20 protein-coding genes and 1 pseudogene are annotated in these 22292 nt (G+C 58.9%); 10 read left to right on the top strand and 11 right to left on the bottom strand.

What is annotated here, in order from left to right; all coding sequences use genetic code 11:
* Window positions 1-138: 138 nt before the first annotated feature.
* Window positions 139-1038 (top strand): hypothetical protein, encoded by a 900-nt coding sequence (locus EO087_RS14020; protein WP_128899411.1) that lies wholly within the window; start codon window positions 139-141, stop codon window positions 1036-1038.
* Window positions 1039-1148: 110 nt separating this feature from the next.
* Here the strand turns inward: EO087_RS14020 and EO087_RS14015 are convergent.
* A pseudogene (locus tag EO087_RS14015) lies at window positions 1149-1274 on the bottom strand (IS4 family transposase); the annotation flags it as partial.
* Window positions 1275-1422: 148 nt separating this feature from the next.
* Here EO087_RS14015 and EO087_RS14010 point away from each other — a divergent pair.
* On the top strand, window positions 1423-2769 hold the full coding sequence (locus EO087_RS14010; RefSeq protein ID WP_128899410.1) for a hypothetical protein: 1347 nt from the start codon (window positions 1423-1425) through the stop codon (window positions 2767-2769).
* A gap of 35 nt (window positions 2770-2804) precedes the next feature.
* On the opposite strand, the gene EO087_RS14005 is transcribed toward EO087_RS14010, so the two are convergent.
* Complete coding sequence (locus tag EO087_RS14005) at window positions 2805-3275, bottom strand: hypothetical protein (protein ID WP_128899409.1); 471 nt, start codon at window positions 3273-3275, stop codon at window positions 2805-2807.
* 79 nt (window positions 3276-3354) lie between these two features.
* Window positions 3355-4356 carry a porphobilinogen synthase gene (gene hemB, locus EO087_RS14000; RefSeq protein ID WP_128899408.1) on the bottom strand — a complete coding sequence of 334 codons (1002 nt, stop codon included), beginning with the start codon at window positions 4354-4356 and terminating at the stop codon, window positions 3355-3357.
* 209 nt (window positions 4357-4565) lie between these two features.
* Here hemB and EO087_RS13995 point away from each other — a divergent pair, with 209 nt between their 5' ends.
* The 5 genes from EO087_RS13995 to EO087_RS13975 all read left to right on the top strand — a co-directional run bounded on the left by EO087_RS13995 (window position 4566) and on the right by EO087_RS13975 (window position 9336).
* A complete protein-coding gene (locus EO087_RS13995) occupies window positions 4566-6092 on the top strand; it encodes a S53 family peptidase (RefSeq protein WP_128899407.1) in 1527 nt (508 codons plus the stop codon).
* Window positions 6093-6220: 128 nt separating this feature from the next.
* The gene (glk, locus tag EO087_RS13990; protein ID WP_128899406.1) at window positions 6221-7231 is read left to right on the top strand and encodes a glucokinase; all 1011 of its coding nucleotides are present in this window, start codon (window positions 6221-6223) and stop codon (window positions 7229-7231) included.
* Between the two features lie 65 nt (window positions 7232-7296).
* Window positions 7297-7980 (top strand): HAD family hydrolase, encoded by a 684-nt coding sequence (locus EO087_RS13985; RefSeq protein WP_128899405.1) that lies wholly within the window; start codon window positions 7297-7299, stop codon window positions 7978-7980.
* 338 nt (window positions 7981-8318) lie between these two features.
* Window positions 8319-8798, top strand: coding sequence for a type VI secretion system tube protein TssD (tssD, locus tag EO087_RS13980; protein WP_128899404.1), 480 nt, complete (start codon window positions 8319-8321; stop codon window positions 8796-8798).
* Between the two features lie 94 nt (window positions 8799-8892).
* Window positions 8893-9336, top strand: coding sequence for a D-Ala-D-Ala carboxypeptidase family metallohydrolase (locus EO087_RS13975; protein WP_128899403.1), 444 nt, complete (start codon window positions 8893-8895; stop codon window positions 9334-9336).
* On the opposite strand, the gene EO087_RS13970 is transcribed toward EO087_RS13975, so the two are convergent.
* From EO087_RS13970 to secB, 7 genes are all read right to left on the bottom strand, one after another.
* A complete protein-coding gene (locus tag EO087_RS13970) occupies window positions 9337-9699 on the bottom strand; it encodes a hypothetical protein (protein ID WP_128899402.1) in 363 nt (120 codons plus the stop codon).
* Between the two features lie 15 nt (window positions 9700-9714).
* The gene (locus EO087_RS13965; RefSeq protein WP_128899401.1) at window positions 9715-10077 is read right to left on the bottom strand and encodes a hypothetical protein; all 363 of its coding nucleotides are present in this window, start codon (window positions 10075-10077) and stop codon (window positions 9715-9717) included.
* Window positions 10078-10093: 16 nt separating this feature from the next.
* On the bottom strand, window positions 10094-10450 hold the full coding sequence (locus tag EO087_RS13960; protein WP_128899400.1) for a hypothetical protein: 357 nt from the start codon (window positions 10448-10450) through the stop codon (window positions 10094-10096).
* Between the two features lie 15 nt (window positions 10451-10465).
* Window positions 10466-10822 (bottom strand): hypothetical protein, encoded by a 357-nt coding sequence (locus EO087_RS13955; RefSeq protein WP_128899399.1) that lies wholly within the window; start codon window positions 10820-10822, stop codon window positions 10466-10468.
* Between the two features lie 498 nt (window positions 10823-11320).
* A complete protein-coding gene (locus EO087_RS13950) occupies window positions 11321-14344 on the bottom strand; it encodes a DEAD/DEAH box helicase (RefSeq protein ID WP_128899398.1) in 3024 nt (1007 codons plus the stop codon).
* Between the two features lie 95 nt (window positions 14345-14439).
* Complete coding sequence (locus EO087_RS13945; protein WP_128899397.1) at window positions 14440-15465, bottom strand: NAD(P)H-dependent glycerol-3-phosphate dehydrogenase; 1026 nt, start codon at window positions 15463-15465, stop codon at window positions 14440-14442.
* Window positions 15466-15476: 11 nt separating this feature from the next.
* Entirely contained in the window at window positions 15477-15974 is a 498-nt protein-coding gene (gene secB, locus EO087_RS13940) for a protein-export chaperone SecB (protein ID WP_128899396.1), read from the bottom strand.
* A 395-nt stretch (window positions 15975-16369) separates the two neighbouring features.
* Between secB and rpmB the strand changes: the two genes are divergently transcribed.
* Window positions 16370-16606, top strand: a complete 237-nt coding sequence (rpmB, locus tag EO087_RS13935; RefSeq protein WP_128899395.1) for a 50S ribosomal protein L28 — start codon at window positions 16370-16372, stop codon at window positions 16604-16606.
* A gap of 11 nt (window positions 16607-16617) precedes the next feature.
* Entirely contained in the window at window positions 16618-16785 is a 168-nt protein-coding gene (gene rpmG, locus EO087_RS13930; RefSeq protein ID WP_126675274.1) for a 50S ribosomal protein L33, read from the top strand.
* 182 nt (window positions 16786-16967) lie between these two features.
* Here rpmG and EO087_RS13925 read toward each other — a convergent pair whose 3' ends face one another.
* Window positions 16968-18377 carry an outer membrane protein transport protein gene (locus tag EO087_RS13925; RefSeq protein WP_128899394.1) on the bottom strand — a complete coding sequence of 470 codons (1410 nt, stop codon included), beginning with the start codon at window positions 18375-18377 and terminating at the stop codon, window positions 16968-16970.
* A gap of 467 nt (window positions 18378-18844) precedes the next feature.
* Between EO087_RS13925 and EO087_RS13920 the strand changes: the two genes are divergently transcribed.
* A complete protein-coding gene (locus EO087_RS13920) occupies window positions 18845-22288 on the top strand; it encodes an ankyrin repeat domain-containing protein (protein ID WP_240669064.1) in 3444 nt (1147 codons plus the stop codon).
* Window positions 22289-22292 lie beyond the last annotated feature (4 nt).

Here is a 22292-nt window from a genome sequence, read left to right as displayed (position 1 = left end):
AGTCAACACCATGCCCCGTCCGAATTTGCGCAGCCATGACGCTTGGCTGCCATCAGGTAAATACCCGATGGCTAGTACTGCGCGTAGTGAAAAGATAATTTTGTATGTAAAGAGCTATTATTAAAAGTCGATAAGACCATGCACATCACTTCGTTTCAAAGATTTTCTAGCGAACCGTCTTATAACCATAACGTGGACGATGATCATGCTCTAGCTCCACGTCAAAACAATGCGGAGAGCGTCCTTGATTTGATCAAAAGCATAGCCAGCTTTGGGATCACTTCCTTTTATGAATCGTACCGCATGGACGCGAAAATGCCTGAGATGGATAAAGCGATAAACGAAATGCTGACGAACGGACTGAACTTTAAAGCCGGGAGTCCGGATCCTGTTCTCTTATACAGCCACGCCAGCGATAATAATCCATACAGACTGGTATTACAGCGGAATAAACTCGTGGCAATAAGCCTTAACGGCTTCAAGGAACTTAAGACTTTTAAGTCGCAAAATGACTATAGGGATTTTTTAAGTAATTTGTGTGATATAGCCACCCGTCACGAAGTATTACGTGACGAAGTAAGGGATCAACTCATTCTTTCCGATGTATTAAACAGGAGCGCAATGAATAGCAATGAGACGAATACCCTTGATTTGATCAAAAGCATGGCCAGCTTTGGGATCACTTCCTTTGAATCGTGCCGCATGAATGCAATAAAGAACGAGCTGAGTAAAGCGATAAACGATATACTGACGAATGGACTGAATTTCATCACCGGAAGTGATCCTATTATCTTATACAGCCACTCTAGCGATAATAATCCATACAAACTTGTATTGCATCGTAATATACCCATATCAGAAAGCCATATACTCGTAGCAGAAAGCTCTAACGGCACTAACGGCATCAAGTTACTTAAGAAGTTTAATTCGCAAAATGACTATAAGAGTTTTTTAAGTAATTTGTGCAACATAGCTACCCGTCATGGAGTATTACGTGACGAAGTAAGGGATCAACTCATTCTTTCCGATGTATTATGAGAACGCAATGAATACCGCCATTGCTTCTTTACCACCCCCCTATCGGCAGTAAGCGTCCAGCAAATCCACCTTGCAAAGCACGCGGTTTAGTCCATCCGATTACACACAAGTCACACCATACTGTGCTCCCTGGCATACCGCAAGCCCGATGCAAAATCCAGCACACGCTGCAATCCCCGCCACAGTGTCTTTACGCCAGGCTCGCCGTCGCTCTTGCGCCCCAGGAAGCCGCCTAGTCCAACTTAGCGGATTCGTGTGGTGCCCCGCCCGGATTTGCGCAGCCATGACGCTTGGCCACTATCAGGTAAATACCCGATGGTCGGTGCTGCGTAGTGAAAAGATAATGTGTAATGTAAAGCACTATCATTAAAAGTCGATAAGACCATGCACATCACTTCGTTCCAAAGATTTTTTAGCGGACCGTCTCATATCCGTGAAATGGACTACGGTCATGCTGTAGATCCGCATCAACATCAAAGTAAGGGGGAGACTGTCCTTGATGCGATCAAGAACATATTCAGCTTTGGGATCACGTCGTTTTATGAGGCGTACCGCATGGATGCGAGAAAGGCTGAGTTGGATACAGCGATAAACGATATGCTGATGAAAGGGTCGGGCCTTAATGTCGAGACTAATTCGGATATTATTATCTTATACCGTCATACTAGCCATGATGATCCATATGAACTTGTATTAAAGGGTCGTAACCTCGTAGCAATGCACCCTAACGGCGACGAGACACCCCTTAGGACTTTTGCGTCGCAAAATGAATATAAGGTTTTTTTAAGTGATTTGTGTAATACAGCTACCAGTCACGGAGCATTACGTGACGAAGTAAGGGATAAACTCATTCTTTCCAATGCATTAAATGATGACGCAATAAATAGCATTGCTACTCATTTGCCACCCACCTATTGGCACGACCAAATAGGTCTTGATCACTCCGTGAGTATTCCACATGGGAGCGCAATAAATAGCATTGCTACTCATTTGCCACCCACCTATTGGCACGACCAAATAGGTCTTGATCACTCCGTGGATATTCCACGGATGTCACCAGAAGAAACGAGTCTTGCGCTTCGCATGAACACAGCCTACAAACAGGCATTTAATAAGTTTCTTATATCTGAAAAGGCTGCCATAGAGGAAGACAAAAACAAGCCGGATGGGGGCGCCTTCGAGCAACGCTACACCCATTTCTGCAAAAAAATTAAAGAAGATATCTCAGCTCTTTTTCGCCAGGAATTGCTTGATTTGTATAGACCTGGCAGTACATACCCTGAAAAAATTGTTGAATATAAAGAACCAGCGAATTGGAAGAAAGAAGATGGAGACATATTAAAACCTCTCGCCTGGGGTAATTCTAGCGTGGAAACGCTATTCGGGAACATGGGCTTCAGCAAAACACAGCATGGTCACGCAAAATTTGATCACATACACCCCGTCCTTCTATGGTTAAAAGATTCATGGCAACTCCCTGTTTCTGAGAAACATAAAGACTCGCTCATTGAGAGTGAATACAACATTGCGGAATTTCGTTACCAAGATGCTGCCCACCACCTCAAAGAGACAACTATTCCCTGCTATACGGAGTATCGCGAGCAGAAACACGAGATAGATACGCGTCTTGCAAGAGTACTTAACGTCAACGGGACGCTTTGCGTTGGCATTAAGAAAGGCGAAGGGAAACATGAGATGTTGGAAAGCCGTAACCAGTTTTACCTTCAGTAAACGCTCGGCAACAACACTACTTATTCCCTGTTGTTTTAACGAATGGTTTTAACCACCTCCGACGCCTTCGAAAGCCGTCGCATCGTATCCAAGGTCTCCACCAGCTCACGATAGCTGTGTGCCAGTTGCGCATACAGCGCCGCATACGCCTGCCGGGCGGCATCGGCTACGCCTTGATAGGCGCTGCGTCCGAGGGTGATGAAGTAATCCACGCTTACCCGGCTCCGCTCGGCATAGCCGGGAAACAATCCGGCCAGCAGCAGGCAGCGATCGCCCACGTCGCGCAGTGCATCGGATCGCGCGGTACCGGCCAGCGACAGCGCGTCCATCCAGTCCATACCTTGAGTACGCGATAGCAGCAAGGTGTCGGTCTGGTAGCGCAGAAGCACGAATACCAGATAGCTTTCGCTCGATTCGTCGAGTGGATGGCCGGTGCGTGCATAGGTTTCCTGCACCAACGCTTGCCATAGTTGCACCGGCGTACCGCTTTGGATGGCTTGTAACATGTCGTTTCCCCCTGTGGTAATCCGACAGCTTCAGCCTAGCGCGATCGAGGCTGAATCGCTACAAAGTTGTGACACACGCTTACTCCCCGTGCAACCAGCGGGCGGCGTCGATGGCGAAGTAGGTAAGAATGGCGTCGGCACCGGCGCGCTTGAACGCGATGAGTGATTCCAGCACCACGGCGCGCTCATCCAGCCAGCCATGCTGCGCAGCGGCCTTGAGCATCGCGTACTCGCCACTGACCTGGTAGACGAAGGTTGGCACGCCGAATGCATCCTTCACGCGGCGCAGCACATCCAGGTACGGCAAGCCCGGCTTGACCATCACCACATCGGCACCTTCTGCGATATCCAGCTCCACTTCGCGCAAAGCTTCGTCGCTGTTGCCCACATCCATCTGATAGGTGTGCTTGTTGCCCTTGCCGAGGCTGGCGGCCGAGCCGACGGCATCGCGAAACGGGCCGTAGAATGCCGAGGCGTACTTGGCGGAATAGGCCAGGATACGCGTATGGATATGTCCTGCCTTTTCCAGCGCTTCGCGAATGGCGCCGATACGGCCGTCCATCATGTCCGACGGCGCTACGAAATCCATGCCGGCTTCGGCCTGGGCCAGCGACATCTTGATCAGGGCTTCGATGGTAGGCTCGTTCATCACGTAGCCATGCTCGTCGATCAGGCCGTCCTGGCCATGCGCGGTGTAGGGGTCCAGCGCCACGTCACCGATCAGGCCCAGTTCGGGATACGTCGCTTTCAGTGCGCGCGTCGCGCGTTGCATAAGTCCCTGCGGATTCCAGGCTTCCGCCGCGTCTTCGCTTTTCACCGATGCGCCAGGTGAAGGAAACAGCGCCAGCGCGGGTATGCCCAGGCGCACGCATTCACCTGCAAGCTCCCGCAAGCCGTCGATGGAAACACGATTCACCCCCGGCATCGACGGGACGGGCTCGCGCTTGTTTTCCCCTTCGATCACAAAGGCCACCATGATGAGATCGGCGGGCAGCAATGTGTGTTCGCGCATCAGTGCACGGGAGAAGGCATCGCGGCGCATGCGGCGCATGCGGCGCATGCGGATGGCAGGGAAGTTCATGCGGAAATCTCTTGCGATCAATCCATTTAGTTTAACGCCACCAACATGTTGCGCATGCAGGCACTTCGCCGCACTCGGATGGCTCAGACCCTGAGATGGTCTGCATCGATCATGTGACGAGAGATGAACGACCGCCTGCGCATTAGCAAGATCGACACATTCCGTGTGGCATCTTCGCTCGGTGCATGTTCCCTCCCAGGAGTCACGTCATGAGCCACCCCACCAAGCGTCCGTCGCATTGGACCTCACCGGAAGGCATGAAGTACCTCGGTCCGCACGAGGATACCGAGCCGATGGATGTCACCCTCGTCCTGCGACGTCGCACGCAAACCGCACCGCCAAGCGCATCATGGCCGCATCCGCCACGCTGGCAGCGCGGGGAATTCGGGCAACATTACGGTGCGGATCCGGGCGATATGGAAAGCCTGCGCCGGTTTGCCCAACAACACGGTCTGGGCGAGATCGGCAGCGATGCGTCGCGACGCGTCCTGCATCTGCGCGGAACACCCGCTGCGCTGGAAAGAGCCTTTGGCGTCACGCTCGGTAAATACCAGCTCAACAGCCAGCCTCCCTTCGTTGGCTGCGGACATGCGCCGACGCTTCCGGCGGAAGCCATGGCGGTATTGGGCCTGGATCGCCGTCCCGTGGCACAACCGCGTTCACGGCGGCCAAGTGCTACGCCGAACACCAGTTACACGCCCATCCAGGTCGGTCAGTGGTACAACTTCCCCGCGGGCGCCAACGGTAGCGGTGAAACCATTGGCATTATCGAACTGGGTGGTGGCTTCACGACCAGCGATCTGCGCCAGTATTTTTCCAGCCTGGGTATCAGTCCGCAGCCGAAAGTGATCGCCGTGTCCGTAGCGGGTGGCCAGAACCAGCCCGGCAGCGGCGATGCCGACGACGAAGTAATGCTGGACATCGAGGTTGCCGGCGCACTGGCGCCCGGTGCCACTATCGTGGTGTATTTCACTGCCAATACCGATCAGGGCTTTTACGAGGCGATTTCACAAGCTGCGCACGATACGACTCATAAGCCGTCGGTGATATCGATCAGTTGGGGCGGCCCGGAGGATAGCTGGAACAGCTCATCGCTGGCCGCGATGGAAACGGCCTTGCAGGATGCGGCGGCGCTAGGTGTTACCGTCACCGTGGCCGCGGGTGACAATGGCTCCAGCGATGGCGAAAGCGATGGTCAGCCGCATGTCGACTTTCCGGCGTCGAGCGCGTATTCGCTGGGTTGTGGCGGCACTACCCTGGTTGCCAACGGCGCCACCATCCAGAGCGAGGTGGTGTGGAACGAGACGGCCAGCAACGAAGGCGCCACCGGCGGTGGGGTGAGTGTCGAATATCCACTGCCTGACTGGCAGCAGAATGCCAACGTACCTGCGTCGCCCCATGGCAGCCCTGGACGCGGCGTGCCGGACGTTTCCGGGAATGCCGATCCGATGACGGGTTATCAGGTATTGATCGACGGACAGTCACAGGTGATCGGTGGCACCAGTGCCGTGGCGCCTTTGTGGGCCGCGCTGATTGCACGCCTGAATCAGCAGCTTGGCGCACCGGTCGGTGATGTGCATGCGGCGATCTACCAAATCGGCGAATCGGCCTTCCGCGATATCACACAAGGAAATAACGGCACCTACCAAGCCGGCCCCGGCTGGGATGCCTGCACTGGCCTGGGCAGCCCCAACGGCCAGGCATTGCTGACCGCTTTGGCGGCGCTGAAAACCTGAGCCGTTGCGCCAACTTGCGCGCGCTCCCTTAGCAGCGTGCACGGGGGAGGCGCGATGTTGCATAGACCGAGGCTGGACGAATGGCGCCACAACGGGCAGTCTTGTCCGGATAGCTGTCTGGAATACACATGGATCGCTCCATCAATACCCCTACCCTGCTCGCCGACCTCGGCGGTACCAATGTCCGCTTTGCGCTCGCCGATACCGCTTCCGCCACGCCATTGATGATGGATAGCGTGTGCCGCTATCGCGTGAAAGATTTCGACACGCTGGCCGACACCATCCGCCAGTATTTCACTGACACCGGCCACACCGCTTCGCACGCGATCATCGCTGCCGCAGGGCGCATCGCGAACGGTGAAACGGTGAAGATCACCAACAATCCATGGGCTGTTTCCGCGCATGGATTGCAACAGGAACTGAGCTTCGAAGGGGTGCAACTGGTCAACGATTTCGCGGCGCAGGGCATGTCGATTCCGCTGCTGCAAAACGATCAGCTCAAGCCCGTGGGCCCGGATTTGCTGCCGCGGCACGACCACCAATCGTCACAGACCTTTGTAGTGATGGGCCCAGGCACGGGCCTTGGCGTGGCCGGTCTGCTGCTGCGTTACGGCCACTGGATCGTGCTGGAAACCGAAGGTGGCCATGCAGGTTTTGCAGCGCATACGGCGGAAGATGTGGAAATTCTGCATCGCCTCAATGCGCGCTTTGGCCGAGTGTCCAATGAGCGCATGATCTGCGGCAATGGCCTGGTGAATCTCTACCTCGCGCTGGCGGATATCGCCGGTCAACACGCCGAGGAATACACGCCGGAGGACATTAGCGCACGCGCCACGGACAACAGCGATCCGCTCTGCATACGTACCGTGGAAACCCTGGCGGGTATCTTCGGCAGCGTAGCTGGCGACCTGGTGCTCAGCCTGGGCGGCTGGGATGGCGTCTACCTTACCGGCGGCGTATTGAAGATCCTGATGCCTTGGCTGCAAAGCGGCGGTTTCCGCGAGCGCTTCGAAGCCAAAGGCCGCTTCCGCGATACGATGGAACATGTACCGACGATTGCGATTACGCACCCGGAGCCCGGCTTGCTGGGTGCGGCGGCATTGGCCGTGCTCGAATCCGGTCGCCGCTTATCGCGATAACGTCGCGCTTGTTGGCTGGGTGTCCACGGCACTCAGCCAACCCCATGCCTTCCTCGACGAACACCATGCCCCGCTCACATACCGCATTTCTCTTCGACCTCGACGGCACGCTGATCGACAGCGTCTATCAGCACGTGCTGGCGTGGAAAGAATCACTGGATCGGGAAGGCGTGGTGCTGCCGGTTTGGAGCATCCATCGCAAGATCGGCATGAGCGGCGGCCTATTCACCCACATCCTGCTGCGTGAGACCGGGCTCGACATTACCGAGGAACGCATCCAGCGCCTGCAAAAATGGCATGCCGAGGCGTTCAACCGGCATCACGCGCAAGGCTCGGTACGTCCGCTACCCGGCGCACGCGAGCTGCTGGATTTCCTGACCGAGGAAGGCATTCCCTGGGCCATCGCAACCAGCGGCCGGATGCAGACTGCTGCGCATAATCTGGCCGCATTGGGCGTTGATCCGAACGAAGTGCCCGTCGTGACACGCGATATGGTTCGCCACGCCAAGCCTGATCCTGATCTTTTCATTGCCGCGGCCGAGCGGCTGGGTGTGGATATCCATCAATCATTGGTGATCGGCGACAGTATCTGGGACATGTTGGCCGCACAGCGCGCGCGTGCGCTGGGGGTGGGCCTGCTTTCCGGCGGTTATGGCGAGGATGAGTTGCAGCGCTCGGGTGCGTTTCGCGTCTACGCCGACCCCGCCGACCTGCTGCAACATATTGACGAAGTCGCCGCACGCGATTGAGTACGCTCCGAATGATGGGACGGAAGTCGCATCGTTTCTTGCGGAAAGCGCAAGGACGGCACTGCAGGCTTGCATAAAGCTTTTTGCGGGCAATCGGCGGATTTTCGATTGGACGTCCCTGCCAAAACTCAAATTGAAGTTTGCCCACGAACATATGCCAATGACCATCGCATTAACCTACGTGTTCTCACCTGCGGCGAGCGATGGCGAGACGTACCATTGAGCTTAATCTGACACGGATCAGCTCCCTACTGCAGCGGAAGCACCAAAAATATCCGACAGTGTCACGTAGCAGAAAACGGAATATTGCACCGATATCGGGCAGATAAGTGGCATATATGTCTATTCCATTGCATTTGTGGCTGAAAGATATCGACGGCAGCGACATCCGCGGGTCGAGTCAGGTGGCAGGTCGCGAGGGGAGCATCGAGGTGTTGGGTTTCAGGCATGGTCTGCACGCCTCCGCCGACGGCGTCACCGGGCAATTGCTTGGCAGCCGCTTGCATATGCCGCTGGTAATCGAAAAGGAAGTCGATCGATCTTCGCCCATCCTCTACATGCGACTGGCACGCGGCGACACGTTGCAGTCTGCCGAAATAAAGTGGTATCGCGTCAATGAGGCCGGGCGGGAAACCGAATACTTCAATATGACCATGCGCAACGTGAAGATCGTGGCCGTGACACCCGAAGTGCCTAACATCAAGAACGCTCCGTCGCAGCAGCACAACCATATCGAAAAGCTTTGCCTGCGCTACGAAGAGATCACCTGGACGTATCTGGACGGCAATCTGCAATACCGCGACGCGTGGAGCAGCTAACCCCTTCACCCCCTACACACGCGAGAACGCCCGGCCCACGCAGGGGAGCGAATTGACAACGTCCCAGCGCACATCGGCCGACTAGGGAGAATCGATGTTTGTTGTCAATTATCAAAGCTACCGCGTCAGCGATGAGCGAGTACAGCAAGCGCTGGAGCGAATCGCCGATGAACTGGGCTGCGTGGTGCGCGTAACCAGCGGCGACCGGGGACACGTGCCTGCCGGCGGTGCGACTAATAGCCTCCATTTGATACACCACGCCGCTGATTTTCATTGCGAGGGTGTCACGGATGCGACGGCGTTTGATTTGATCCGCTCAAGGCGAAGGGAGATTTTTGGTGACGCAACGGGTTTGGCATTCCGTTTTCAGGTGATTCACCATGGAAGCTATACGGCGACGCAAGGCGAACATTTGCACCTTGGCTATGTCCCAGACGAGCCAAGGTACGAAGGAAACTATCGTGGTTTTTTGGTGGAGGGCCTGACGCCAACCGGCCCCACCGGCAAGGGCCGCTATCATAGGGTGGAAGGTCCATGACTAGTCGCCCCCAAAAGGCATTCCCCACATATGGACGATGCCATCCGGCGTGCGAACAACCAATTTAGCTGCGTGGTCCTCTTGTTGGTCTAATGGCGGGTCTTGCGCTTCCAGCATTAGCCATCCGCGTGGCATTGCGAAGCAATCGCCGCTTTCCTCAAGCCGGTGCAAGATGTCCAGGTTTAACGCCATCATCGGCGTCCTGGTCTTCATCAAAGTGACCATTGCCTTCTCGTTTTTACACACGATGGTGCCCTCATCGGAGCCCGTAATATGCTCGGCCCGATCGTGCAACGAAGTCTGTGCAAATGCAGTGGCGGTGATGGCGAAGGATAGTACGTACATAGTGACGATTTGGCGCATATCAGCTCCTTCAGTTCAATCCCCGCCAAAGGGCGTCCCCCACATGTGGACGATGCCATCCGGCGTGCGAACAACTAATTTAGCTGCGTGGTCCTCTTGTTGGTCCAATGGCGGGTCTTGCGCTTCCAGCATTAGCCATCCCCGTGGCATTGCAAAGCAATCCCCGCTTTCCTCAAGCCGGTGCAAGATGTCCAGGTTTAACGCCATCATGGCCGTCCTGGTCTTCATCAAAGTGACCATCGCTTTTTCGCTTTTGCATACAATGGTTCCCTCACTTGATCCGGAGATGAATTCTGCCCGATCTTGCGATGAACTTTGCGCACATGCAGCGGCCGCGAAGCCAAAAGAAAGTGCATATATAGTGGCGATATGGCGCATATCAGCTCCTTCAGGTTCAGTCCCCTCCAAAAGGTGTCCCCCACATGTGGACGATTCCATTGGGCGTTCGAATAGTCCACTGGGATGCATGGTCCTCTTGCTGATCCAACGGTGGATCTTTCGCCCTTAAAACGAGCCATCCGCGCGGCATAATCAGACAATCTCCACTCTCAACGAGGCGACTTAGTACCTTTTCATTGGTGGTGAGTGCAGTCGATGCTTTCATCAAGGTCACCATCGCCTGTTCAGTCTTGCACGTAATGGTCCCCTCATCCGATCCAGTGATGTGCTGCGAATCGATCGGCAAGTCCTCGGCAACGGCGTTGATGCCAATGATCAACGAAAGCACGTAGGCAATAAGGCTGTTACTCATAACAACTCCTTCAATTCAGTCCCCGCCAAAGGGCGTCCCCCACATGTGGACGACTCCATCGGGTGTTCGAACGGTCCACTTGGAAGCGTGGTCCTCTTGCTGATCCAGGGGCGGATCTTCTGCCAACAAAACGGCCCAACCGCGTGACATAATCAGGCAATCGCCACTTTTAATGAGCCGGTCTAAAACTTGTTCGTTGGTAGTAAGTGCAGGCGATGCCTTCATGAGCATTACCATCGCATCTTCTGTCTTGCACGCGATGGTCCCCGCGTGAGATCCCGGGCCGATGTCGCGATCCACAGGCAAGGTTTGCGCACATGCGTTGGTAGTGATCACAAGCAAAAGCAGGTACGAAGTGACGATGCGAGGCATAACTGCTCCTTGTAAAGCTTTTCTGATTTATGGTCTGGGTTAGGACAAGCGTAGAAAATTAAAAGCGACCTGACTCAGCCCCCACCAAAAGGCATTCCCCACAGATGGACGATGCCATCCGGCGTGCGAACAACTAATTTAGCTGCGTGGTCCTCAATGTAACCATTGCCTTCTCGGTTTTGCAGGTAACCGTTCCCTCGCTAGCCCATGCCGTGGAAGCCGTGGCAAACGAAAGTGTGCAAGCAATCACGGCGTTACGCATATCAACTCCTCTTACAGCTCGCTCGGGTAGCGATAGCCATGGCTCGCGTGCACGCGGGAATGGTCTGGCGCCAGGCTGTAACCCGAACGGCGAAGGCTTGAAAGTAAGCGTTTTGGATCAGCGCGGGAAGCCGCTAGCCGTTTGCGAAGGCAATGTCCGACACGCCTTTGGGCGATCATTCCAACGGGAAGACCCTGCGAGTCGTGAGCCTGCGGCAAGGCTATGACCGGGGCAGATCACCCCGGCGCCAGCAACGCATCCAAGTCCGCCTGATCAAAGCTGAGCTTCTCGCGCGTACCACCACCTGCCAGCACAGCTTCGGCAAGCTCGGCCTTGCGTGCCTTCAGCTCTTCAATGCGTTCCTCGACCGTGCCTGACGCAATCAGACGGAACACGAACACCGGCTTGTCCTGGCCGATGCGATGCGCACGGTCGCTCGCTTGTGCTTCAGCAGCAGGGTTCCACCATGGGTCGTAGTGGATCACCGTATCCGCCGCGGTGAGGTTGAGCCCCACGCCACCCGCCTTGAGCGACAGCAGAAACAGTGGCACATCCCCTTCCTGGAAACGTTGCACGGGTTCGGCGCGATCACGCGTTTCGCCTGTCAGCATGACGTAGCGGATGCGATGACGCTCCAGCTCATGGGCGATCAGCTTGAGCATTTCGGTGAACTGCGAGAACAACAGCACCTTGCGCCCTTCCGTCAGCAGCGCAGGCAGCATGTCCATTAGCAATTCGAATTTTGCCGAATCACGCACACCACGCGCGACTTCCAGTTTCACCAAGCGCGGATCGCAGCAGACCTGGCGTAGTTTGAGCAGCGCATCCAGCACCACGATGCCACTATGCGCAATGCCACGCTGAGCGATCACCTCGCGCAATTCGTCGGCCAATGACAGACGCAAGCTCTCGTACAGTTCACGCTGACGCCCATCGAGCACGACGCGGCGCGTGATCTCGGTCTTGGACGGCAATTCGGCGGCCACCTGCGCCTTGGTACGCCGTAGGATGAACGGTGCGAGGCGGCGATTGAGACGCGCCTGGCAATCCTCGTCACGCTGCTTTTCGATCGGCACACGATAGTGACGACGGAACGCACCTTCATCACCCAACAAACCCGGCACCGCCAGATCTACCTGCGACCATAGTTCGCCCAGATGATTTTCCAACGGCGTACCGGTAAGGCAAATGCAACGCGGCGCACGCAAGGTAAGTGCCGCACGGCGTGCCTGCGTACGCGGGTTTTTCACCTGCTGCGCTTCGTCAAATACGATCAGCGAGAACGGCTGCTTGCGCAGCGTGACCACGTCTCGCGGCAACAAGGCGTAGCTGGTCAACACGATGTCCTGCGACTCGATCTGCGAAAAGTCACCGCTGCGCTGCGGACCATGTAAGGCGAGTGCGCGCAAGGATGGTGCAAAACGCGCGATTTCCGCGAGCCAGTTGGGGATCAGGCTGGTGGGCACAACGATGAGTGCCGGCTCTTGCAACGCGCCGCGTGCTTTCAATGCCAACAGATGCGTGATGAGTTGCAGCGTTTTGCCCAAACCCATGTCATCGGCCAGCACGCCACCCACGCCCGCTTCGGCCAAGGCATTCAACCAGCGCAGCCCCTCTCGTTGATACGGACGCAATTCAACCGTAAGCCCTTCTGGTATGGCGTCGCTGGCGCGTTCCGCGGCATCGCGCAGGCGAGCGGTGAACCCGCGTAATGGCTCGGGAGCCTGCAGCTCGCCGCCACTGGGCAGCGCTTCGACGATTTCTTCCAGCCGGCCCGCCTGCACGCGGGGCAAATGCAATTTCTTTTTCGGCTTTTCGAGGTATTCGGCAAGCGGAGCGAGTAATCCGCGCAGCTCCTTCAAACGCACCGGCACGCGTCGACGTTCGTCGACGGGCGCATACCACACCGCGTCTTCGGGTTCGTTGGGGGCTGGGCTGAGGTTAAGCTGATGCTCGGCCAAGGCTTGCGCCACGGCGGGAAGCAGGTTGCAGCGTTTGCCTTCGACTTCGATACCGATTTCCAGATCGAAAGCGTGGTCGTCAGCATCCTCGACCGCGTTGCCGTACCAGCGCACAGGGCCTTCCAGCACCTCGAACGGAAAGCTCGGTGCATACTCGAGCAGGAAGTCCTCCGCTTCGAGTTTTGGCCGCAGGGCAAGCCAGCGCGCCGGGGTGTTCACTTCCAGTGCGCCAGCGTGCCCTTTGCCGGGGAACAACCATGCGTCTTCTGGCAGCGTATCGGCCAGATCCCAGGGCAGGCCTTCGGTATCGACACCTAGCGTCAGGCCGACACGCTCCAGTTGCTCCATGGTGGACAACTCTTCGGCACGCCGACGCGTGATCTCAACCAGTTGTCCGTTGCGCACACGGCGCACCAATGGTTCGCCACCGCGGCCGGGCAAGCGCTCGCCGGCGTAATCGAAAGCAAGCCGGGCATACGCGAGCGGCGGTGTGCCGGCCGCCAAACGCGCGTGACGCGTGAGCGCGTGCAGGGTGAGTACCGGCCTGGGCGCCAGTTTGGTACGACGCAATTCATCGAACACCTGTGGCAGCGGGATGCGGTGCGCCAGGCGACTGGATGGCAGACTGTGACGCAAGGCACGGCTGTCATCGTGCTTGAGGGGTGGCAAGTCGAGCCAGTGTGTTTCTTCGGGATCGGCCTCCAGATGGCCCAGCTCGGCACGCTCGGCATCCAGATACCAGAGTCCGTCCACACGCAACAAGCGCTGGTTGTGCGGTAGCGTCGGTAACAGGCGCTGGCTGCCGTCGTTTTCCAAATGCCAATGCCAGTTGAGCTGGTGCGACTTGCCGCGTGACAGACACAAGCCGGCCAGACCGCCGAGGAAGCATGGCGCGGTGTCGAGCATCTCCGCCAGCAAGGCATTGCCCACGTGACCGGTCAGACGCGCGTAGCTGCGCGATTTGCGCAACGCTTGCGGCAAACCGAGCACAGCCGTGGCCAAGCGTTGTTCGGGCGCCTGCATCGGGGTGTGCGCCAGCAGTTTACTTTCCAACGGCGCGGGACGTGTGAAGCGCCCGTGCTCAGCCGGCACGAGTAACACCGGCGCGGCATCCAGGCGGGCGTAGGGCGCGCCTTCTTCTGACATCACCTCGAAAAAGAACCCCAGCACGGCGTGTTCGTGCGCCGCGGCCGCGGCCGGCCTGGCCAGCAGCTTGCGCCACACGCCCGGCAGGCTGTCCTCGCACTCATCTTGCTGGGCGGAAGAATCACCGTGCTGGTTCTCGTCCGGTAGGTGCATGCGCATGCGATCCCTGGGGCGATCAAAACCTTGAGCTTAGCAGCGATTTGGGTCCGTGCTGCAAGCAGCATAGAGCCTTCGATCAGAAGTCACGCTCAACGCGTTTCGAACAAGCCTTCCGAATACTCGGGCTTCTGCTCACGAGCCATCAGGGCTTTCAAGCCTTCGACCGGTGTAACCTCGCCGTGCAACACGGCTTGGACGCCCTTGCTGATAGGCAGGTCCAGGCCATGTTTGTCGGCCAGACGAACCACTTCATCGGCGGTCACCATGCTTTCGACCACTTGCCCGATCTGTGCCACGGCTTCATGAATACCGATGCCCTGCCCCAGCGCGAGACCCAGACGTCGGTTACGCGATAGATCGCCAGTGCAGGTCAAGACCAGATCGCCCAGGCCCGACAGGCCCATCAAGGTTTCTGGCTTGGCGCCCAACGCCTTGCCCAGCCGCAGCATTTCGTTCATGCCTCGGGTGATGAGGCCGGCGCGCGCGTTGAGGCCCAGCTTCATGCCGTCGGCGACCCCGGTGGCGACGGCCAGCACGTTCTTCATGGCGCCACCGAGTTCCGCGCCCAGCACGTCGTTGCCCGAATAGGCACGGAAGTTGGGGGCGTGCAACAGGATGGCCAGCTCCTGGGCAAAGGCCTCGCTTTCCGAGTGCACCGTCACCGCGCTGGGCATGCCCGCCGCCACTTCGCGCGCGAAAGAAGGGCCGGTGATCACTGCAGCCGCGCGCCGCGGCAGTTTTTCGGCCACCAGCTCGTGCAGGAAACGGCCGGTACCCGGCTCGAAGCCCTTGGTTGCCCAGGCGATATTGGCGTCGGGATCGAGCAGCGGCGCCAGCTCGTCCAGCATCTCGGCGAAGGCATGGCTGGGCACCACGATCAGGACCACTTTGGCGCCGCGTACGGCAGTGGCCAGCTCCGGTTCGTAATCCAGATTTGCCGGCAACTCCAGATCGGGCAGGTAACGCTGATTGCGGCGGGTGGCCTTCATGTCGGCCAGCGCCTCGGTGTTACGCCCCCATAAACGGGTGGGCACCCCATTGCGCACAGCCAAAGTTGCCAGCGCCGTCCCCCAAGAGCCAGCACCCAGCACAGTCATCACCGGCTGATCGCTCATGATGGAGAAACTCAGCTATTGAGCGTACGCGGCTCACCGCCTGCGCGACGCTGCTGCTCGGCGTAGAGGGCCTCGAAATTGATCGGTTGCAGCAGGAACGGCGGGAAACCACCTTCCTGGACCAGGCCGGAGATCACCTGGCGCGCGTACGGGAAAAGCAGGTTCGGACAATAGCTGCCGATGATGCCCGCATGATCCACCTCGGCGAAACCAGCGATACCGAACAGGCCGGCTTGATGCACTTCGGCCAGATAGGCGGTACGTTCGTTCACCGTGCAGGTCAGGGTGAGACTCAGCACGACTTCATAGAGATCGTTGCCCAAACCGGTCGCACGCTGGGTCAGGTTCAACTGGACCTGCGGCGCCTCGGTGATTTCACCGATTTCCTGGAAGATCTGCGGGGCATTCGGCGCCTCGAAGGACACATCCTTCACATAGATCTTCTGCAGCACCAATTGAGGCTGGCCGGCAGGGCCATTAGTCTGGCCGTTGGCGTTGATTTCTGCCATGGGAATCCCTCGGTTCAAATAAGCGCGCACGCAGGGCGCAAAGGGTGAGATTGTTCCATACATCCTGAGCTATCGCCATGAGACGGATTCCCGACCGCAGCCACGTCCCTTCGGATGACGGCTCGCATGGCCTCTGCGCGGAAGCGAACCCCAGCCTTTTTTCCGCCAGCGGGACGGGGATATTTCCCGGCGCTTAAACATTGCGCAGCAGACTGTTTTTCCGGGATAATACGTGGCTCGCCCCTGTCGACCCGGTCTTCCGGGCCAGTCCGCCACGCGATGCGGACCTCACGGCTTCCGGCGAAAGCACCATCTCCAGCATCGCGTGGCGCACGCCGCCGCTGGGCCGATGTCGTCCTGGCCAAAGGGCGGTTCACAACATTACGGAGGTCATCATGGCCCGTGTATGCCAAGTCACCGGAAAAGGTGTGCAGACCGGCAACAACGTCTCGCACGCCAACAACAAAACCCGTCGCCGCTGGTTGCCCAACCTGCATGAGCGTCGCTTCTGGGTTCCCAGCGAAAACCGCTGGGTGAAACTGCGCGTCTCCAACCAGGCACTGCGCACCATCGACAAAAAGGGCATCGAGGCCGTGATCGCCGACCTGCGCGCCCGCGGCGAAAAGGTCTGAGGAGTTAAGTCATGGCTAACAGCAAGCAAGACAAGATCCGCCTGATCTCGTCGGCCGGTACCGGCCACTTCTACACCACACAGAAGAACAAGAAAAATACCCCGGACAAGTTCGAGTTCAAGAAGTACGATCCGGTCGTGCGCAAGCATGTGATCTACAAGGAAGGCAAGATCAAGTGACGCAACAGCCATGCGCGATGCGCATGGCTAGTTGTTATGTCATCCCGGCGAAGGCCGGAAACGCTTTACAACAACGCAATTGGTCGCAGATGGTCAACTCGCATTTCAAAAGCCCGTCGCAAGACGGGCTTTTTTATGGTGTGCCAGGTATGGCGCACCTGCTAGGAAGTGCAAGTCCTTTATCAGAACTTGTAGACACCTGAGATCGCCAGCAGATTGCCGTAGTCATCGGAGCTACCGGTGATAACGTCTTCCGTCGCACTCACCGCGCCATTGATCGCTGCGCGATTCACGAAGACGTGCACGTACGAGGCGTTGATCGAAAAATGCTCGGTGGCTTTGTAGCCAATCCCGACCGAGAGCAGTTTGCGGCTTTCATCCGGCACACGCACATCGCGGGTGGCCGCCGCGGTCGGCGTGCTGTCGTAACCGATACCACCACGCAAAGTCAGTTTGTCGGTGAGGTAGTACTCGCCGCCGAACGAGGCATACCAGGAGTTATGCCAGTTAAAGACTTGCGAACTTGCCGGCTGATACGGGTTGGCGAAGTTCACGGTCAGATTCTTGAACACATCCCACTCGGTCCAAGACACATCGGCGCCGAAGCCGAACTTGTCTTCTTGGTGCCAGTAGCTGGCCGTGGCCACCGCCGGCGTGGTGAAAAGGGCCGAGCCCGTGGTGTTCTGGAACGCCTTACTGGCTGCACCAAATGCTGGCGCCACCTGCGCCAACTGGCCGATCAGCGTGGACACGGTTTGCGGCACGGTGAAGTCAGCCGTACCTTGCAGGCGATGCGTGATCTTGGAGCGATAGTTGAAACCGAGGCGATCCTTCGGATCGATCTTCCAGTAACCGCCCAACTGCCAGCCCCAGTCCCAACTGTGACCGTTGACACGGGCATAGCCGTCAGTGCCCGGCGGAATCAAGGCAGCAACCTCGGCCGGCGGCAGACCAACGGCGGCGCCCAATTGCTGACCTATCGCGGAGAAATTGACGGCATTGGTCAGCGTGGCGGTGGTGTGCTGCGCAATGGCGCTGGCACCGATGCTGAAGTTATCGGTCAGGCTATACGAGGCCGAGAACGTCGCGTCGAGCGATTCGAACTTCGATTCGATGGCGTTGTAGCGGCCGACCCAGTCGCTGTTGTAGTCAGTTTTGAAGCCGAACGGCACGCTTAAGCTGGCACCCACGTGCCAGCGGTCGTTCACCTGAGTTTCGAAGAAGAGCGCCGGCACTGGTATGGTTGTACCGGCGTTGCCGCCGTTGTTGCCACTGATCGGATTGCCGAACGCGTCATGCGCGCTGCCACTGAAGTTGGCGCCAAAGTTGATGGCGGTGATGTCTGCTTCGAAATAGGTGCCCTTGAGGTCAGCCATGGCCGCCGGACCATTCGCCACCACGGACACATCGCCACCGGCAGTCAGTGAGCCCGCGTAGGCGCGGCCCATGGCCTGCGCGCTGTCTTCCTTCAACTGGAAGGCACTTGCGTGGACTTGCTGCGGTGCAGCCAAGGCACCGGCAATGGCCAGGCCGAGGGTGGCGAGGACGAGCGGACGACCACCACGGACGGTGTTGCGGAAAAACATATGCATCGCTTGCTTGCTCCTGCTTTTTCTTGGTGACGAGTCCAGCCATGGGCGGCCGGGGTCTTGCCGAGGGAACGCCATCCCTGGGGTGGATGACGGCTCGGGGCTTATCAGAGGGTCACCACAGTAAAATTCATACACACGTTTGATAACCCCGGCGGGCACTCTGCCGGCTGTGAACGGGGCATGCAAGTGCGGTTGCAGCATGGTTCGGCTGCGGCAGCACCGGGAATCAGGAATCGGAAATGGTAAAAGCAGGGCGCGCTTCGCTTTTGCGATTCCCGATTCCCGGCCCTATCGCCATAAGCTGCTAACCTTCACGACTCACACGAAGATTTCGCGGGTTTTGCCATGCACTGTTTGTCTACGCCAGCCAGCGCAAGACCCATAGTTAACGTGTGATTACCGTCTTACGCGGTCCTGATTCCTATACTCGCCCCATGCCACCTATCAAATCGCGCCGCCCATCCTCCATGCTGACTTCCCTCATCTGGTTCGTGCCAGGATTCGTCGTCGCAGGCGTTGCCGCCGCCGTCGGCGCGCATGCGGTCACGCTGATTCTCCTGCTACTGGCCAATACGTTGACAATGGCGGCGATCTGCCATGCGATCGGCTTCGATCCCGAACCCAATTTCATCCGCACCGTGCTGCGCCGGGGCGCGGTACATCTGACCATGTTCACCTGCTACGTCGCGCTGATGTTCCTGTTCATTGCATGGCCGATGCTGCGACTCACCCAGCAGCCCACCCTTGGCGCCAGCCTGATGCTAGCGGCTGCTGTGGTACTGGCGCTGATGACGCTTTGGCGCCTTTGGCCGGCGTTTGCGCTGGTGTTCGTCTGGGACGACGCCTATCCCGCGCATGACAAGCACGAAGGTTCGTCGCTGTTCACCGCCACCGCGCGCAGCATCACCTTTGGCCGGCACCTTGCACGCGAGGAGCACTTTTTCAGCCATTTCCTGCCCAGCGCGCTGTCGTTGCTGATCCTGTCGTTCGCCGCCATCGCACTGAGCGGCCTCTACGTCGTGCTGCCAACGGAAATGCGCACGGCGGCCATCGTGGTGTATGCCGTAGTGATACTTCCGCTCGGCTGCCTGGTGATCGCCAATCGCACCCTGCGGGTGATGCTGTCCGAAGGCCGCCGCCCAAAGCGCAAGGAATCCTCGCGCAACGAACGCGTGGATCCTGTGATGGCAATCGCCCCGGCACCCGCACCACCGCTCAGTGAGGAAGAACGTACGGCCGGCACACCGGAACAAGCGCGCGCATTACTTGCAGCGACCCGCGCCGGCGATATCGCACGCGCTCTAGCCCTGGTTGAAGCCGGCGCCGATCCCGATACCACACCGCTTCCCGGCGACCGTGACCAGCGCCCGGTGTTGACGCTTGCCGCCCTGCTGCCCGATCCGCACCTGCTGCGCGCCCTGATCGCCAAGGGCGCCGATGTGAATCGCGCCAGCGGCGGCCTGACGCCGCTGCTCGCCACAACGCGCGATAGCTGGCACGGCCGCGCCGATGCGGTGATGACCTTGCTGGCCAACGGCGCCAGCCCGCTGGCCGCCGATGCCGACGGCAACACAGCACTGCACGGCGCCGTGCTCAGCGGCGAACCGACCATCGCAGCGCTGCTGCTGGATGCGGGCGCTTCCCTCGATGCGCTCAACAAGGCGGGCGCAAGCCCGCTGTCGATCGCTTGTCGCGCCACCAACTGGCCGCTAGCGCAGTTTCTGCTAGAGCGCGGCGCCAAGTCGTCGCCAGTTAGCGGCGAACCCGCCCTGGTGGCTGCCGCGGGCATTCCCGACGACGACATCACCGGGGTGAAGATGTTGCTGAAGCACCGCGCCGCCGTGAATGGTGTGGATGCCAAGCAACGCAGCGCCTTGATGATGGCCGCCGCAGAAGGCCACGAACAGATTGCGCGCGCGCTGCACATGGCCGGCGCGGATGTGAACCTGATCGATCATCATGGCAGCACGGCGTTGATGGAAGCATCGCGTGCCGGCGCTGTTGCGGTAGTACAGATGCTGGCTGACGCACAGGCGAACGCGCTGGCCCGCGACAAGCATGGTCGCGATGCGCTCACGCTGGCTTGCCAATCACCCCATGCGCAGGCTGAAACGGTCCGCACCCTGCTTGCCCTCGGCGCCGAACCCAAGTCACCCGGCAACGATGGCCGCAGCGCACTCGACCATGCCGCCGCCAGCGGACGCTGGGACCTAGTCGCCCTGCTCGACCCGGATACACCGCTACCTGCAAGCCTCAACCTCGACGCGATTTCCGAAGGCGCCGACACGCCAGCACATCTCCTCGATGCCTTGCGCTTTGGTCACTGGGCGATCGTGTCCAGCTTCGCCAGCCGGGTGCGCAACTGGTCACCGTCGCAGCTTGCCCAGCTCTATTTGGAGTTGACCGACCCTGATCTCCGTACCGCACGACGCTGGTTGCTCGATCACGGACTGCAAGCCGAAACTCGCTTGCAGCCACAACTGATCGACGATCCCGATAGCGAGCATCCCACCCTGCCGCCGCTCGGACGCCGCCTGTTCGACGCGCTACTGCCGTTGCTGCCCGACAGCGCCGAAGCGCTCCACGATCTGCTGGATGCGGGCGCAAGCCCCGCCGGTGGCAGCCTGCTCGCCCAAACACTGGGTCGACTGCACAACGCACCGCAGGCTGCCGCCTTACCTTTGACCATGCTCGAACGCGGCGCCGATCCATTTGGCCTCGACGAACGCGAACGCACACCGCTGCACCTGGCTGCCGCCAATGGCCAGCTCGCCGTGCTGCAAGCCCTGTTGAGCCGTGGCTGCAATCCCAACACACGTGATAACAGTGGGCGTACACCCTTGTTCGCAGCGCTCGAATACGGCGCCGATGCGCTGCCGATGGTACGCGCACTCGTGGCGCATGGCGCGGATACCGAAGCCGTCGATGTGAATGGCGAAACACCGCTTGGCCTTGCCCTGGAACACCTTGAACTGGAGCGCTGGCTCGACTGGAACGATTGGCAACGTCCGCACCGTCCATTGCGCGCCGATGACCTGATTCAAGCCGCCCAACAGGGGGCCGATACCGCGGTGCGCCGACTGCTGGAACTTGGCTTTGCCGTGGATGCGCGCGATGCACAGGGCGCCACCGCCCTGCTGCACGCCGGTGGCGCCGGTCATCGCGATGTCGCCATCACCTTGATCGAGGCCGGTGCCGACATGTCCGCTAGCGCCAGCAACGGCATGACGCCGCTTGCCGCCGCGGTTGCCGCACGTCGTGAAGCCCTGGTTGCCTTGCTACTTGAGCGCGGTGCGACGGTGGATCAGCGCCTGCCGGGCGATGCGACGGCGCTGATGATCGCTGCCGTACAGGGTTATCCGGAGATCGCCGAACAGTTGCTGGAAGCGGGTGCCGATCCGAATGCCGTGGATGCGCGCGGACACAGCGCGTTACATGCCGCATCGCAGTTCGGTTTCGAGCAGAACGACAGCTTGCGTGCACGCCGTCTGTTTGATGCATTGCTCAAGCGCAAGGCTGACCTGAACTTGGCCGATAGCGAAGGCAAAACATCCTTATTGCTGTTGCTTGGCGCACACTTGCGTCCAGGCAGACCCTCCGACGCGACACACATCGGTGCCTTGCTGCCCGTGTTGCTCGATGCCGGCGCACGTATCGAACATGCCGACCAGCGCGGCGTTACGGCCCTGCATGCCTGCGCGATGCATGCCATGTTGCCGCCAGCACGCGTACTACTCTCACGCGGCGCCGATCGCCATGCGGCCGACAACTTTGGCCGCACCGCAGCCGACGTTGCGCGCCATCTCGGTTTCATCGATATCGCACACGAACTGGCCGCACGCACCAGCGTCATTCCCAGTGTGCGGCAGACCCTGCGCCAGCCGGCACAGCCGTCTGATCACACAGGGTGACAAA

The organism is Dyella sp. M7H15-1, assembly GCF_004114615.1.
Taxonomy (GTDB): domain Bacteria; phylum Pseudomonadota; class Gammaproteobacteria; order Xanthomonadales; family Rhodanobacteraceae; genus Dyella_B.
This window is presented reverse-complemented; position numbering and strand designations above follow the sequence as displayed.